This is a genomic window from Skermanella stibiiresistens SB22 (assembly GCF_000576635.1).
In the GTDB taxonomy this organism is placed as follows: Bacteria; Pseudomonadota; Alphaproteobacteria; order Azospirillales; family Azospirillaceae; genus Skermanella; species Skermanella stibiiresistens.
This window is the reverse complement of record NZ_AVFL01000006.1, coordinates 228,613-245,459: the sequence shown is the minus strand read 5'-3', so window position 1 is coordinate 245,459 and position 16,847 is coordinate 228,613. Positions and strand designations below refer to the sequence as shown.

The window sequence follows — 16,847 nt, the reverse complement described above, 5'->3', positions numbered from 1 at the left end:
ACCTTTCACCGTTCCTGCATCGCGTGCTGAAATCCGCTCAGGATAGGCGAAAAGACATAGTCGATGATCGTCCTCGTGCCGGTGAGGATGCTACAGATGACATGGACGCCAGGATATACTTCGTAAACCCGGTCGCCGTACTTGAATGTCCGGCTCGAGAGTTCGACACGGACCTTGTAGTAGGGCTGCTTGTTGGTATCGAGCATGGTGTCGGGGCTGATGGTCAGCACCCGCCCCTTGATATGCCCGAAGCGCGACGCGTCGCCGCCCGCCAGTGTCACGACGACTTCCTGGTCCGGCCGGACATAGCCGATGTCCTGCACCGGCAGGTGCGCGTCCACCACCAGATCCCCGTCGCGCGGCACCAGTTCGATCACCGTCTCGCCCGGCTTGACGACGGCACCCCGCGTGGAGATCGCCAGCGTCTTGACGATGCCATCCATCGGCGCCCGCAGGGTGGAGCGCTCCAGGCTATCCTGGAACCGGTTGAGGCGTTGCGACAGTTCGCTGTGGTTCCGGCGCGCCTCGTCCAGGGCGCTGCGCGTCTCCTCCTCGTATTTCCGGTCGATCCAGGCCAGCTTGCCGCGCGATTCCGCCAGCGCCGCCCCGGCGCGCAGCAGGGTCGCCCGATCCTCGGCGATCGAGTTGGCCGCCGTCGCCTCGTCCCGCAGAAGCTCGATGTGCTTCATCCGGTTGGTGATTTCGCGCTTCAGCAGGGTCTCGCTGATGCCCAGCTGTTCGCGGATCAGGTTGAGCGAGGTCTGGGCGCCGGCGATGCGGGTCCTGACCAGCGCCACCTCCTGGTCGCGCTGGGCGACCTCCTGCCGTTGGATCTCGATGTCGGCCGCCAACCTGTCCCGCCGGGCGCGGAACAGGTCGCGCGTCCGCGCCACCAGATCGGCGTGATCGCCCGCGAATCCATCGGGAAAGTCGATCGCCGCGCGGCCCGAGGCCTCGGCGTCCAGCCGCGCCATGTCGGCGGTCAGCGAGGCCAGGCGCAGCTTCAACTCCTCCAGGTCGGCGCGCGTCCTGGTCTCATCCAGTTCGACCAAGGGCTGGCCGGCGCGCACACTTTCCCCCTCGGCCACCAGAATGTCGCGGACGATGCCGCCTTCGAAATGCTGGACGCTCTGGTTGTACGACAGCGGGACGACGTCGCCGGTGGCCGTGCTCGTGATGTTCAGCTCCGCCACGCCAGCCCAGATGAAGGCGGCGGCCACCAGCGCAACGCAGGCGATGAACAACCCGTCGCCGCGCGTCGCGGACGGATCGGCTGGTGCCTTGGACGGAGTGGGCTCGGGCGGTTTGGGCTCCGCCGCCTTGGCTTCCGGCGGCTTCGGCTTTTGACCGGCCGCCCCGACGACGGCGGGAAAGTCGGGCAGCGCGGGGGTCTCGGATTTGCCGCGCCAGGATTTCAGGGCTTTCATGACGCGCTGGACCCCGCTTCCGCTTGGACCGCCGAGAGTTGCCGCGTCGGCCGATCCAGATCCAGGATCAGCGAGGCGCCTTGCAGGATGCGCGGATCATGGGAGGCGATGACGACGGTGTGGCCGGACCGCGCCAGCTCTATCAGCGTTCGGTAGACGACGGCGGTGCCCTCCGTGTCGAGACCGTCGGTCGGTTCGTCCAGCACCACCAGCTTGCCGCCCGCCGCCAGCGCGCGGGCCAGCGCCAGGCGCCGTCTGTGGCCGGCCGCCAGCTCGTGGCCGAAGGCGCGGATGGGAGTGTCCAGCCCCTGGGCGCAACTTGCCATCACGCGTTCCGCCCCAGACCGTCTCAGCAGCGCGTGCAGGTCGGCTTCCGACAAGGCTGGGTTGACGGTCAGCAGGTTCTCCCGGATCGTCATGTTGAGGAAGGTCGGCTCCTGCGGCAGGTACGAGACCTGATGACGCCACCACCCCGGGTTCAGCTTTCGGATATCGGTGCCATCGGCCAGGATGGCACCCTCCTGGGGCTCCACCAAGCCCATGATCAGGCGCGCCAGCGTGGTCTTGCCGGCACCATTCCTCCCCTTGACGGCGAGGATGCCACCGGCGGGCACGGTGAAATCGAGATGCCGGAAGATCGGCGTCGCCATGCCCGGCGGCGCGAAGGCGACGTCGCGGAACTCGATCGAACCCGACCAGTCCATCAGCGTCATCCCCGCGGCGGGCTCGACCGGCACCTTGACGAAGCTTTCGAGCTTGGCTCGGGCATGCTTGGCCATCACCAGCGACTCGCCGACCTGGACCAGCCGCGTGAAGGGGGCCAGCGCCTTGGACGCCAGCAGGTTGACGCCGATCAGGGTTCCGACGTCGAGCTGTCCGCGCACCACCAGGATGGCGCCAACCGCGATCACGCAGACGCCTTGCAGCGATTGCAGGCTCTGGGCCAGCGACTGGGCGAAGCCCTGGCGCATCGACATGCGCTCCCGCAGTCCACGCAGCAGCAGCGTGCTCCGCCGCCACTCCGCCATCAGCGGACGGATGCCGGAGAACGCCACGGTGGTTTCCCGGTTCTGGATCGCCGCCGTGATCAGCGCGTGGCTGTCGGCCGAAGCCCTGGATAGGTCGCGGCCCACGTCGCGGGCGTCCGCCTGGGCGTGCAGTCCGGCCAGCATCAGGAGCAGCGTGAACAGGGTGCAGACCAGGGCCAGCGGCCAGCTCACCAGCAGGATGACCAGGATGAAGATCAGCGCGAAGGGGATGTCGAACAAGGCCGCCAGGTTGGCCGGGCTGAACGCGCCGTCGATCACGTCCGCCGCCCGCACCGCCTCGCGCTTCGACGCCTCGCCCAGGATCTCGGCGTTGGAGGGCTTGGCGGTCAGCAGGATGCCGTAGACGCCCATGGCGGCCCGCTCGTTCTCGTCGCGTCCGAAGCCGGTCGCGACCCGCAGGCGGACATGCCGGAAGATGTGCTCGAAGGCGATGGCGATGACCACGCCCGTGGTCAGCGCCACCAGCGTCGAATCCACCCCGTGCGAGACGTAGCGGTTCAACACCAGCATGACGTAGAACGACGAGGCGACGCCGAGAGCGTTGGCGGTCAAAGACGCCGCGATCATCCGCGCGGTCAGGGGAAGGTTGCCGCGCAGGCGGCCGAGCAGGATGTTCATGGCGCCGGCTTCCTCACGGTGACGGCACCTCGGGCTTGCGCGGCGGTGCCAAGCCGGGACCGCCGGAGCCCCGTTGGCCCGGTGTCGCCGGGTCGCCGGTGTGGCGGGTCCGGATCATGTCGGAGGTCAGGCTGCCGGTGACGGCGAGCAGCCGGTAGGAGGCCAGGACCAGCTCGGTCTCCGCCGCCAGGGCGTCGCTCCGCGCGTTGATCAGCGTCGTCTCGCCCGCCAGCAGGTCGATCAGCGAGCGGGTGCCAAGCTCGCGCTCCGAGCGGGCCACCTCGAGGAAACCAGCCGCCAGGCCCTCCTGGTCGCGCAGCAGTTCGGCCTGCATGCGGGCGCTTTCCAGCCGGTCCCAGCTGTTGCGCACGGATTCCATCACTTGGCGCTCCTGGTCTGCCCAGTTGGCGTCGGCGACGCGCAGCTCGGACTCCGCCAGCCGGATGGTGTTGACGGCGGTCAGGCCGGAGTTCAGCGAGAAGGTCAGCTGGATCTTGAACAGGGTCTCGTTCTGCCGCCCGGGCTGGCCGGCGACGTCGTTCTTCAGGTTCTGCTCCAGCACAGCGTCGAGCCGGGGATACAGCGTGCGTCCCCGCACCGAGGCCACACCCTGCTGTGCCGCGGCGGTCGCCAGCGCCAGTTCCTGGAGCAGCGGGTTATGGCGGCGCGCCAGACTCAACGCCTCGTCGAGCGTTGCCGGAACCGGCACCTTCGGCGGGGCCAGCACCCGCAGCGTGTCGAGCTTGAAGGCGACATGGCCGAAGAACGCCTGAAAACGGTTGAGCGCGTTCCGCATCGCCTCCTGCGTCGCGACCCGCCGGGCCTGCGCGCCCGCCAGCTGGCTCTTGGCCTGGAGCACATCGGTGGTGAAGCCAAAACCCTCGTTCAGCCTCACCTCCTCCAGACCGGTCTGGCGCCGGATGTTGTCCTCGGACTGGCGGGCGTAGACCAGCAGCCGATGCGCGCGCGCGAGGTTGGCGTAGGCGGTCAGCCCCTCCACCAGCAGGTCCTGGCGTGTCCGGGACACCGCCACCTCCGATCGCACGACGCCCAGGCGGGCGCGCTTGATGTCCGAGTTGGTGGCGTCGAAATCATAGAGGAGCTGCCCGGCCCGGACGGAGATCTGATTGGCGCCCATGTCGGTGTCGCTCTGGGGCGGCGGCTTGTTGGTCATCTCGCGCCCGCCGTTGACCGAGAACGACAAGGTCGGGTACCAGCCGCCCTGGCTGATCCGCAGCGCGTTCCGGGCGCCGTCGGCCGCCGCGGCGGCGGCCCGCAGCCGGTCGTGGCTCTCGGTGGCCTTGTCGATCAGGCCGACGACCCCTTCGCCGTCGAGCGTCGCGGCGCGCGGCGGAGTGGGCGCCAGCAGGCTCAGGACGGCGAGGAGAGGGAGCAGTGAACGCATCGAGTGGGGTCCCGCGATTGGCCGGCCGCCCGAGATGGCGGCTTGGCTTCCGATCAAATCTCGATCGCGCGAGGCGGTGGCGCGACAACGTGATGTTGTGGCGCGGTTTGGTTAATTTACGGTTCACGAATGGTGCGTAGCGAGTAACTGAGTATCGATCGACTGGGTCGAGACCAAGTCGTCGTGGCTTGGGTCCAGTAAATCCGGGCTGGACCAAATGGCATCGGACACGGTGGCCGGCTCGGTCGAGGTCATCGCGTCGGACGGCTGCTCCACCGCGATGGCCGACGCCAGCATGGCGGTGAAGTCGAACGCGGGTTCCGGTTCGGCCACCCTGGCGAGGCTCATCACCGCTGGCTGCGCTGGTGCCGCCGACAGCTTGAAGTTGTCGACGCTCAAAGTCGGACTGACCGAGCTGTCGCCATAGTCGGAAGCGCCGGCACCGACCGAGAGCCAGGTGCCACCCGCCACCGCCACGGAATAGGTCCCGCTGGCGTCGCCCTGCGTCGTCGCTTGGTGGAGGATCGCCGCATGCCCGTTCACCGCGACGAAGCTGAAGTCTGGAAAGCCGCCGAAATCCTGCGAAAGGAAGCTCCACTCGAAGGTCAGGACGGAATCCTCGGCGACATAGTGGCCGGTGGCCAGTTTGATCGCGTTACCCGTCGTGGCGCCAGCCCCGGCCAGTCCCTTGATGGTCCCTGATGCCAGCCCCAGGAAGGTGTCGAGATCGCTGATGGCGAGGCCACCGGCGGCCTGGACCGTCGCCTGCTTGTCCGTTCCCGTGACTGTGACGTTGTTGGTGATCGTCCAGCCCGTCAAACCAGTGTCGAATGATCCGTTTGGCAGCAGCGTGTCGTATTTCAGCGTCAGCGTGTCGGTGTTGGTGGAGAACGCGCTGTCGCCCCCCGTGGCCGTGATGGCGACCTTTTCCCCGGCGCTCCCGACGGTCTGGTCCCAGGCCCGGAAAGTCACCGCGGAGGAGATCGTCTCCGGCATCGAACTTCCGGATTGCTGGAAGAACAGGCGGTCCGTCGTCCTCAGAAGCAGGGCAGCCGACGAGCCGTCGGCATCGACCCGCGCCCAATGCGCTCCGTCGTCGATGGAGTACCACCAGGATCCGTGGGTCTGATCGATCCCGGTCAAGGCGAGGCCGGTCTTCGGATCGGCATCGACATCGCTGACATTGTTCAGGACGGTCCCATGCCCGCCGACCAGCGTGCTGACCGCGAACCCGACCAGTCCGACCGGCGTTCCGGTCGAATTCGCGGGCACGGTGAACGAGAGGTCCCGGTCGCTCAGGACGGGAGCGTCGTTGACGGCGGTGACCATGCCGTTCAGGGCGACGGCGGCGGCGCTGTACGGCGTGTTGCCGCCCATTCCGGAGAGGGCCAGGTTGACATGGGTTCCGCTGAGCACGCCACCCGCCGAATCATCGATCAGGTGGACACCCAGCGTGGGTATGGTCCCGTTCCAGTTGGCCGCCGGAACGAAGCGCAAGCTGTCGGTCGCCTTGACCACCAGCGCCGAGGTGGACGACACCGCGCCGACACTGGTCCAGCCTGCCCCGTTCCAGTATTGCCACGCGCCTTCGGCCGACGCGGTGTTGGTGGTCACGGCGACACCCGCCAAGGCGTTGGCCGATGAACCGCCGGCAACTCCGTCGGCGCTGTCGGAGAACAGGTCGGCGAACAGGGCGGTCACGGTAGCCCCGGCCGGGTTGACAGTGTCCTCGGCGATCGTGGGCAGACTGGCCGACGATGCCAAGGCGACCGGCGCGTCGTTGACCGCCGTGACGGTGCCGTTCAGGGCGATGGTCCCGATGCTGTAGGGCGTGGCGCCGCCTGTCCCCGCAGCCACCAGATCGACACGCGTTCCGCTGAGAAGGGGGCCCGCCGAATCATCGATCAAGTGGACGCTGAGTGCTGGCGCCGTGCCGTTCCAGTTGGCGCTTGGCATGAAGCGGAGGCTGCTGGCACCCGCCACCACCAAGGCCGACGTGGATGACACCGCGCCGATATTGGACCAAACGGACCCATTCCAGTATTGCCACGACCCTTCCGACGTCGTGGCGTCGCCGATCACGGCCACGCCGGCCAGCGCGTTGGCGGCGGAACCACCCACAACCGCGTCGGCGGCGTCGGAGAACAGGGGGGAGAAGAGGGCGGTCACCGTCGATCCGGCGGGATCGATGGCGTCCTCGATGATCGCTGGCAGCAGCGCCGTCCCGCCCGTCGCCACGGGGGCGTCGTTGACGGCGGTGACGGTGGCGTTCAAGGCGATGACGCCGGTGCTGTAAGGCGTGGCACCCCCGGTGCCCAGGGATGTCAGATCGACCCGCGCGCCACTGACGACACCCCCCGCGGAGTCGTCGATCAAGTGGACGCTCAGGACGGGTGCGGCGCCATTCCAATTGGCGGTGGGCACGAAGCGCAGACTGTCGGTATCCTTGATCACCAGCGCGGACGTGGACGAGACCGCGCCGATAGCCGTCCAAGAGGTCCCGTTCCAATACTGCCAGGAACCCTCCGCGGTCGACGCATTGGCCACCACGGCGACACCGGCCATCCCGTTGGCGGACGAACCGCCCGTCACCGCGTCGACGGCATCCGAGAACATTCCCCCGAACAGGGCCGACACCGTCGTTCCCACTGGATCGGCGGTGTCCTCCACGATCGCATGCGAACTCACCGACGAGCCGAGCGCCACGGGAGCGTCATTCACGGCGGTGACGGCGGCGTTCACGGCGACGGTCGTGGCGCTGTAGGCTGTGGCGCCACCCGTGCCGGACGCCGTCAGATCGACGCGCGTCCCACTGGGTACCGCGCCCGCCGAGTCGTCGATCAGGTGGACGGCCAAACTGGGAACGGTGCCGTTCCAATTGGTGGCCGGCACGAAGCGCAGGCTGTCCGCGCTCTTGATGACCAAGGCCGAAGCCTGGGAGACAGCGCCGACATCCGTCCAACCGCTCCCGTTCCAATACTGCCAGGCACCTTCCGACACCGCCGCGTTGGCGACCACGGCGACGCCGGCCAATCCATTGGCCGAGGAACCTCCTGTCACGCCATCCGCCGCATCGGAGAACAGGTCCGCGAACAGCGCCGACACCAGACTGCCCGCTGGGCTCGCGCCGTCCTCGGCGATGGCGGGCAACCCGACCGTGGCGCCCAAGGCCACGGGCGCGTCGTTGACCGCCGTGACCGCGCCGTTCAGGGCGATGGTTCCGGCGCCGTAGGATGTGAAACCACCCGTGCCGGTTGCCGTCAGATCGATCCGAGCCCCACTCACCACGCCACCGGCCGAATCGTCTATCAGACGGACGCTGAGGGCTGGCATGGCGCCGTTCCAGTTGGCCGAGGGCACGAACCGCAGGCTGTGACCAGACGCGACCACTAGGGCCGATGTGGACGATGCCGCCCCGATCTCCGACCAGACGCCCCCATCCCAGTACTGCCAAGATCCCTCCGATTCCGCTGCGTCGCCGATCACCGCGACGCCGGCCAGCGCGTTGGCGGATGACCCTCCGCTCACCGTGTCCGTGGTGTCGGAGAACAAGTCCGCGAACAGGGCCGCCACCGTGGCGCCCGCCGGATCGGCGTCATCCTCGGTGATGGTGGGCATGGCCGTGGCCTCGCCGGTCGCCACCGGCGCGTCGTTGACGGGGGTGACGTCGCCGCCCAGGTCGATGGTTCCGCCGCTGTGGGGCGTAGTCCCGCCAAATCCGACGGCGGTCAAATCGATTCGCGCGCCACTGGTCACGCCGCCCGCCGAGTCATCGATCAGATGGACGCTCAAGGCCGGCATGGCGCCGTTCCAGTTGGCCGCCGGGACGAAGCGCAGGCTGTCTCCCGCCGCGATCACGAGGGCCGACATGGCCGAGACCACGCCAACATCTGTCCAACCCGCCCCATTCCAATACTGCCAAGACCCCTCGGACGCCGCGGCGTTGGCGACCACCGCGACGCCCGCCAAGGCGTGGGCCGGGGACCCGCCGGTCACGGCGTCGGCGGTGTCCGAAAACAGTCCGTTGAACAGCGTCGAAACCGTCGCTCCCGCAGGATCGGTGGCATCCTCGCCGATGGTGGGCAGCCGAGCCGTCCCATCCCCCGCCACGGGCGCGTCGTTGACGGGAGTGACGCTGCCGTTCACGGCGATGGTGCCGAGGCTGTAGGGCGTGGCGCCGCCCGTTCCCACCGCCGAGAGATCGACACGGGCGCCGGTCGCGACATCTCCCGCGGAGTTGTCGATCAGGTGGACACCCAGCGCTGGAATTGTGCCGTTCCAATTGGCGGCTGGCACGAAGCGGAGACTGTCGGACCCTTTGATCACTAGGGCCGACGCCGACGACACGGCTCCGACATCGGTCCAGGCCGCCCCATTCCAGTACTGCCAGGAACCCTCACCCGCCGCCGGATTGCCGACCACGACGACACCGGCCAGCGCGTTGGCGGACGAACCCCCCGCCACCGTGTCGGCGGTGTCGGCGAACAGGGCCTCGAACAGGGAGGAGATCGTCGCCCCTGCGGAGGCGGCGTCATCTTCCGCCACCGTAGGCAACAGGGTCGCGTCACCCAGCGCCACGGGCGCGTCGTTGACGGCGGTGACGGTGCCGTTCACGACGATGGCGCCAAGGCTGTACGGTGTGGCGCCACCCGTGCCCACCGCCGTCAGGTCGATCCGGCCGCCGCTGACCACTCCACCCGCCGAGTCATCGATCAGATGGACGGTCAGCGCCGGTGCCGTGCCATTCCAATTGGCCGCCGGGACGAAGCGCAGGCTGTCGCTCGACTTGATCACGAGGGCGGACGCCGACGAAACCGTTCCGACATCCGACCAGCTGGAGCCGTTCCAGTACTGCCAGGAACCCTCGGCCGTCGCCGAGTTGCCGGTGACCGCCACCCCCGCCAGCGCGTTGGCGGTGGAGCCGCCCGCCACATCGTCCGCCGCGTCCGAGAACAGGCCGCCGAACAAGGAGGACACCGTGGCACCCGCCGTGTCGATGGCATCCTCCATGATGGCGGGTAGGCTGACCGACAGACCACCCGCGACGGGCGCGTCGTTGACCGGAGCGACCGACCCGCCGACGGCGATCGTCCCGGCGCTGTAGGGTGTGGCACCGCCCGTTCCCGTCAGAGTCAGGTCGACCCGTGTTCCACTCGCGACGTCACCCGCCGAATCATCGATCAGGTGGACGTCCAGGGCTGGGACCGCGCCGTTCCAGTTTCCAGCCGGGACGAAGCGCAGGCTGTCGGTGGCCTTGACCACCAAGGCAGATGTCGACGACACCGATCCGATCTCCATCCAGATGGAGCCGTCCCAGTATTGCCAAACACCCTCCGAGGCCGCCGCGTTTGCGGTCACGGCCACTCCCGCCAACCCGTTGGCGGACGATCCTCCCGCGACCCCGTCGGCGGCGTCGGAGAACAGGTCCGCGAACAGGGCCGACACCGTCGCTCCCACGGGGTCGCCGTCGTCCTCGGCGATGCCCGGCAAATCGACCGACGAGCCAAGGGTGACCGGTGCGTCGTTGGCTGGCGCGACCGACCCGTTCAGCGCGACGCTTTCCAGGCTGTAGGGCGTGGCGCCACCGGTGCCGGAAGACACGAGATCGACCAGCGTTCCGCTGGTCACCGATCCGGCTGACTCATCGATCAGATGGACGGTGAGGGCCGGAACCGTGCCGTTCCAATTGGCGGAAGGGACGAAGCGCAAGCTGTCGGAAGCGGTGATCAGCAAGGCCGACGAGGGGGAGACGGCGCCGATAGGGGTCCAGGCCGCGCCGTTCCAATACTGCCAAGACCCCTCCGCCGTCGCCATGTTGCCCGTCACGGCGATGCCGGCCAGACCATGGCTGGAGGAGCCGCCCGTCACCGTGTCGGCGGTATCGGAAAAGAGGGCTGCGAACAGGGCCGACACCGTCGCTCCTGCGGGATCGGCGTCATCCTCGGTGATGGTGGGAAGCGTGGTCGCATCGCCCACCGCCACCGGCGCGTCGTTCACCGGAGTGACCGTGCCGTTCACCGCGATCGTTCCAACACTGTAGGGCGTGGTTCCGCCAACGCCGACCGCTGTCAGGTCGACGCGTGCCCCGCTGCCGACCGATCCGGCGGACTCATCGATAAGATGAACCTCCAACGCCGGCATGACGCCGTTCCAGTTGGTCGACGGCACGAAGCGCAGGCTGTCCGAGCCCTTGATCACCAAGGCTGAGGTGGCGGACACCGCTCCGACGGCGATCCAGACCGAACCGTTCCAATACTCCCAGGAGCCTTCACCCGCCGCGGCGTTGCCGATGACCGCCACACCGGCAAGCGCGCTGGCCGATGATCCTCCCACGACCGCGTCGGCGGCATCGGAGAACAGTTCGGCGAAGAGGGCGGCCACCGTCGATCCCGCGGTCTCGGACGTGTCTTCCGGCACGCTGGGCAGGGTCACCACCGCCCCCAGCGCCACCGGAGCGTCGTTGACGGAGGCTACCGTCCCAGTCAAGGAGATGGCCGTGGCACTGTAGGGCGTGGCGCCCCCGGTACCCGACACAGCAACATCGACGCGCGTTCCCGTCGCCGCATCGCCGGCGGAAGCGTCGATCAAATGAACGTTCAGGGCGGGCACGGCGCCATTCCAATTGGCCGCCGGGACGAAGCGCAGGCTGTCGCCAGCCGAGATCACAAGGGCCGAGCTGGCCGAAACCGCCCCAACCTCCATCCAGGCGGCTCCGTTCCAGTATTGCCAGGAACCCTCGTCGGTCGCGGCGTTGCCGACCACCGCGACCCCGACGAACGCGTCGGCGGAGGAGCCACCCGTCACGCCGTCGGCGGCATCGGAGAACAGATCCGCGAGCAGGGCCGACACCAGGGCGCCCGCTGGATCGCCCGAGTCTTCGGCCACCGTCGGCAGCTCGACCGAGGCGCCAAGGGCGACAGGCGCGTCGTTGACCGCCGCGACCGCGGTGTTCACCTGGATCGTGCCCACGCTGTAAGGCGTGGCGCCGCCCGTTCCGGTGGCGGAAAGGTCGATCCGCGCTCCGCTGATCACGCCACCCGCCGAGTCATCGATCAGGTGGACGGCGAGGGCGGGAGGCGCGCCGTTCCAGTTGGCGGCGGGGAGAAAGCGCAGGCTGCCGGCCGAGTTGACCACCAGCGCGGACGCTGATGAAACCGCCCCGACATCCAGCCAGGCGGACCCATTCCAAAACTGCCAGGCGCCCTCGGCCGTGGCGGCATTGGCGACCACGGCGACACCGGCGAGACTGTTGGAGGAGGAGCCTCCCACCACGATGTCGGCGGTATCGGAGAACAGATCCCCGAACAGCGACGACACCGTCGCCCCGGCGGGATCGGCGGCGTCCTCGGCGATGCCGGGCAGCGCGATCGCCCCGCCACCCGCGACGGGCGCGTCGTTGACCGGCGTGACCAAGCCGTTCAAGGCGATCGTATCGGCGCTGATGGCGGTGTTGCCGCCCGTCCCGGTCAGCGAGAGATCGACCAGCGCACCCGTCGTGACGGCACCGGCGGAACCATCGACCAGATGGACGATCAGGCTTGGCGTGACGCCGTTCCAGTTGGCCGCCGGAACGAAGCGCAGGCTGTCTCCCGCGGCGATCAGCAGGGCGGAGGTGGACGATACCGCTCCGACGTTTGTCCAGGCCGAACCATTCCAGTATTGCCAAACCCCTTCGGACGCGGCGGCGTTACCGATCACCGCGACGCCAGCCAGCGGATCGGCGGAGGATCCTCCCGCCACCGCGTCGGCCTCGTCGGAAAACAGGTCGCTGAACAGGGACGACACAGTGGCACCCGCGGGGTCGGCGGCGTCCTCGACCAGGGTGGGGAATGTCACCGTCGCGCCACCCGCCACCGGCGCGTCATTGATGGGAGAGATCGACCCGCTCAAGGCGATGGTATCGAGGCTATACGGCGTGGCGCCGCCCGTGCCGCCGATCGTCAGGTCGACCCTCGTTCCACTGGCGGCGGCGCCCTTGGAACCGTCGATCAGGTGGACGGTCAGGGTTGGCGTGGTGCCGTTCCAATTCGCCGCCGGGACGAAGCGCAGGCTATCGGCGCTCCCGATCACCAAGGCGGACGAGGAGGACACCACGCCGACATCCGTCCACGCGGCCCCGTTCCAATACTGCCACGTGCCTTCCGCCGTCGCGGCGTTGGACACCACCGCCACACCGGCGAACGCGTCACCGTCGTCGGAATACAGGTCCGAGAACAAGGCCGACACGGTCGCACCCGCCGGATCGGTTTCATCCTCGGCGATGCCGGGCAGGGCGGCGGAGGGACCGAGGGCCACGGGCGCGTCGCTGTTGGCGGTGACGGCGTCATACAGGTTGATTGTCCCCGCGCTGTACGGCGTCGCTCCGCCAGTTCCGGAAAGTGAAAGATCGACCCGCGTTCCGGTGATCGCTGGTCCAGCCGAATCATCGATCAGATGAACGGTCAAGCCTGGTGCCGCGCCGTTCCAGTTGGCCGTCGGGACGAAGCGCAGGCTGTCGCTTGCCTTGATCACCAAGGCCGAGGCGGAGGACACGGTTCCGATATCAGCCCAGGCGGCGCCGTTCCAATACTGCCAGACGCCTTCCGATGTGGCGGGATTGGCGATCACGGCCACTCCCGCCAAGGCGTTGGCGCCCGAACCGCCGATCACGGCATCCGCCGCGTCCGAGAACAGGTCCGCGAACAGGGCCGACACGGTGGCGCCCGCCGGATCGGCATCGTCTTCCGCGATGGCGGGCAAGACGGCCGATGTGCCAATAGCGATGGGAGCGTCGTTGACCGCCGCGACCACGCCATTCAACGCGATGGTCTCGGCGCTGAAACGCGTCCCGCCGCCCGTGCCCATCAGGGAGAGGTCCACGCGCGTTCCCGTCGCCACATCGCCCGCAGAGTCGTCGATCAAGTGGACAGCCAGGGCGGGCGCCGTGCCGTTCCAATTGGCCGCCGAAACGAAGCGCAGGCTGTCCACCGCCTTGATCACCAGCGCGGACGCGGTCGAGACCGCTCCGATATCCGTCCAAGCCGCACCGTCCCAATACTGCCAGACACCTTCGGACGTCGCGGCGTTGGCGACCACGGCGATACCCGCCATCATGTGGGCGGCGGAACCACCCGTCACCGCGTCCGCCGCGTCCGAGAACAGGGCACCGAACAAGGCCGACACGGTGGCGCCCGCCGAACCGCCATCGTCTTCGCCGATGACGGGCAGGGCGGCCAGGGAGCCGAGAGCGACGGGCGCGTCGTTCACCGCGGCGACCGCGCCGCTCAAGGCGATGGTGTCGAGGCCATAGGGTGTCGCTCCACCCGTGCCAACGGCGGTCAGGTCGATCCGAGTGCCGCTGAGTATGGTCCCGGCGAAATCATCGACCAGATGGACGCTCAAGGCGGGCACGGCGCCGTTCCAATTCGCAGCCGGAACGAAGCGAAGGCTGTCGCCAGCCTTGATCAGCAGGGCGGATGCCGCCGAGACGTCGCCGACATCCGTCCAGGCGACACCATCCCAGTACTGCCAAGCCCCTTCGCTGGTGGCGCCGTTCGCCACCACCGCGATCCCCGCCAGCGCGTTGGCCGACGAACCACCCAGCACCTCGTCGGCGGCATCCGAGAACAGATCCTGGAACAGGGCCGATACCGTCGTTCCAGCGGCGGCGGCCGTGGCATCCTCGGTGATGGCGGGCAGGTTCGCCGACCAGCCAAGCGCCACGGGTGCGTCGTTGACCGGGGTGATCCAGGTCGTGAGCGCCGCCGTCTCGCTGGAGATGCCGGCCCCGGCGAGGTCCCCGGTCCACGAACCATCCAACGCCCGCACGCCAAGGCCGCCCGACGTGCCGTTGAAACCTTTTTCAGGGACGAACCGCAGCAGCGCCGTCGCCGGCAGCACCAAGGCGTCCGTCGAACTCACCGCGCCGATGGAGATCCAGGTCGAGCCGTCCAAGCTGTATTGCCAGACTCCCCCGGTCGTTCCGGCGTTCGACACGATCGCCATTCCGGCCAGATGGCCATCCTGGGCACCCGGAGCGAAGATCCGCTCAACCGCCTGGAAGACGGTGAAACCGGCCGGGGCCGCCGCGTTCTCGGCGACCGCCAGCGCCTTCGCCAAAGCCGATCCGTCGAAATCGGGCCGAAGGACCGGCGGATGAAGCGCCACTTCCGGCTCGCTTACCGGATCGCTTGGGATTCCCGGTTCCAGGGGTGTGGCTGGCACCGTCGGAGGCGCGGGCACCACCGGCACCACCGGTCTGGAGGGCGTCACCGGTTCGATCGGGGTCGTCGGCGTCCCCGGCTCCAGGGGTGCCGGTTCCAGGGGGGCGACGGGATCGGTTGGGCCCGCGGGGTTCTCCGGATCGACCGGCGCCGGCTTTTGGGTATTCACGACCGTCGTGACCGGCCGGCTGTCGTTCGAATAGGAGGCTTTCGTCGCCAGCGTCAGCGCCGTCTCGGCTTTGGCCGACGACACCACCGCATCCGCGGGACGCGAGGCGGGCGAGGCGCCAACCGCCAAGCCCGGCAAGGAAGCCATGCCAGCACTCGGCGGGGCAGGGGGGGCTTCACCCTGGCTTCCGGTTCCAGCATCCGCTGCCGCATCGGATGAGCCATCAGCCGGGGCATCGCCATCGCCCGTCCCGTCCGCACCCTCACCATCGCCGCCACCATCCCCCGCGTCGGCCACCTGCTCCGCGTCGGCGCTTCCTTCGCCTTCGGAGCCAGCGTCATCGGCGGCGGCCTCGGTGTCGGCACCGCCCTTGTCGGCTCCGGGTTCGCCTTCGGCCGACGCTTCCGCGACCTGCGTCTCGCCACCCGCCGCCTCGCCAGCCGGCGAGGCTTGCTGATCCTCGGCGGCCGCCGGAGCGGCCATGGCGGCCAAAGCCTGATCCTCGGCGGAAACGGGCACGACCGCCTGATCGGCGTTGCCCTGGGCAACGGCGTCCGCTTGGCTCGCCGCCGCCAGGGCCTGGGTCAGCGGCTGTCCCTGTGCCAAGGCTTCTCCCAGGGCCGCTCCGAAGGCACCCCCTCCGCCAGCGCCGCCGATGGCTTCAGCGGCGTTCTGGCCACTCGCCAAGGCGGCCATCAGCGGGTTCGCCTGCACCCCCTGAACCGACGCGGTGGCGATGTCGGTGGCCGTGGCCGCACTCTGGCGCGCTCCGGTGAGCGCGCTGGCGGCGTCGCTTCCACCGGCCAGGGCGGATCCAAGCTGTGCCACGAAGGCGTCGCTGGACGCGTCCGCGAAACTCCTCACCGCCTGATCAGCGGCGGCGCCGCCAGACGACAACGCGGCGATCAGCTTGTCCGTCGAACTCAAGGGCACGCTGGCGCCTGATTCGACGGATGCCGCCAGCCTATCCGTCTGGAGCGATGCTTCCAAGGCCGCCTGGGCATTCGACCCCTGGGCCAAGCTTTCGCCCAGCGTCGCGGCGAACGCGGCGCCTCCCATGTCCGACGCCGTCGCGGCACCTTCCGGGCCGGCCTGATTGGACAGCGCCGTGAGCAGGCGGTCGCCCGTCGATTGGGGAACCGCGAGCAGCTCCACGCGTGCCGCCACGCTCGCGGCTTCCGCCGACGCTTGGCCGACGGCCCCGCCGATGTCGGCGCCTCGGGAGAGCGACGATTCGAGGGCAGCCGCGAAGCCATCGCCGGAAACATCAAGGGCATCCACGGCGGTTCCGACTCCGCCACCGGACGCCAGTGCCTGTGCCAGCTTGTCGGCTGGCGTCAAGGGAACGGTCACGGCGCTGGCCGGCGCGCCCGGCGCCGCGTCGCCGATGGTTCCCGCCGCTCCCAGCGCGTGGGCCAACGACTCCGACGGCGTCGCGCCATCGGAGATCAGATGCCGGATGTCCTTGCCCTGTGCCAGCGCCAGTTCAAGCTCCATGCCTGGAGCGGGTTGGCTTCGCGCCTGCTGCGCCAACGACGATTCGAGGACGCGTCCGGCTTCCAGCGTCGCTCCCTCGGCCGCCCCGCCACCGGCGACCTCGGCGATGAAGGTCTTCATCCACAACTCGGCGAAACGCCCGCTGTCGTCGGCGGACAGCCCGTTCTTCGCCAAGGCGTCGGCGAGTTTCCGCTGCGCCGCGCCGATGTCGCCCTGACCGCCGAGGATGGCCGCCATGGCTTGATCGGCGATATCGGGCGGAATCAAGCTTTCCTGACTGGACGCGAGAAGCCCGTCCTCCGAACCGGCTTCAGGAGAATCGTTCACGCGATCCAAGTCGTTTTGCATCTTTTCGCCGTCAGAAATGCAGGAAACATCGTGCCGGACCCGAAGCCAACGCGACGAACTATTAGATTGCTATGAAACTAAGTTTCTTACCTTGACGGCTCGTTAATGGATGGGCGATCGGGTCAAATAACG

The 16,847-nt window shown here is 68.7% G+C and carries 4 protein-coding genes; all 4 read right to left on the bottom strand.

The annotated features are described in order from the left end of the window. Nucleotides 1-5 precede the first annotated feature (5 nt). A complete protein-coding gene (locus N825_RS10785) occupies nt 6-1,427 on the bottom strand; it encodes an HlyD family type I secretion periplasmic adaptor subunit (protein ID WP_051511964.1) in 1,422 nt (473 codons plus the stop codon). Beyond that, complete coding sequence (locus N825_RS10780) at nt 1,424-3,094, bottom strand: ATP-binding cassette domain-containing protein (RefSeq protein ID WP_037450855.1); 1,671 nt, start codon at nt 3,092-3,094, stop codon at nt 1,424-1,426. The genes N825_RS10785 and N825_RS10780 overlap by 4 nt, the downstream gene beginning before the upstream one ends. A 13-nt stretch (nt 3,095-3,107) precedes the next feature. Beyond that, nucleotides 3,108-4,499, bottom strand: a complete 1,392-nt coding sequence (locus N825_RS10775) for a TolC family protein (protein ID WP_245613075.1) — start codon at nt 4,497-4,499, stop codon at nt 3,108-3,110. Nucleotides 4,500-4,622: 123 nt separating this feature from the next. Further along, on the bottom strand, nt 4,623-16,694 hold the full coding sequence (locus N825_RS10770; protein WP_157619102.1) for a hypothetical protein: 12,072 nt from the start codon (nt 16,692-16,694) through the stop codon (nt 4,623-4,625). Nucleotides 16,695-16,847 lie beyond the last annotated feature (153 nt).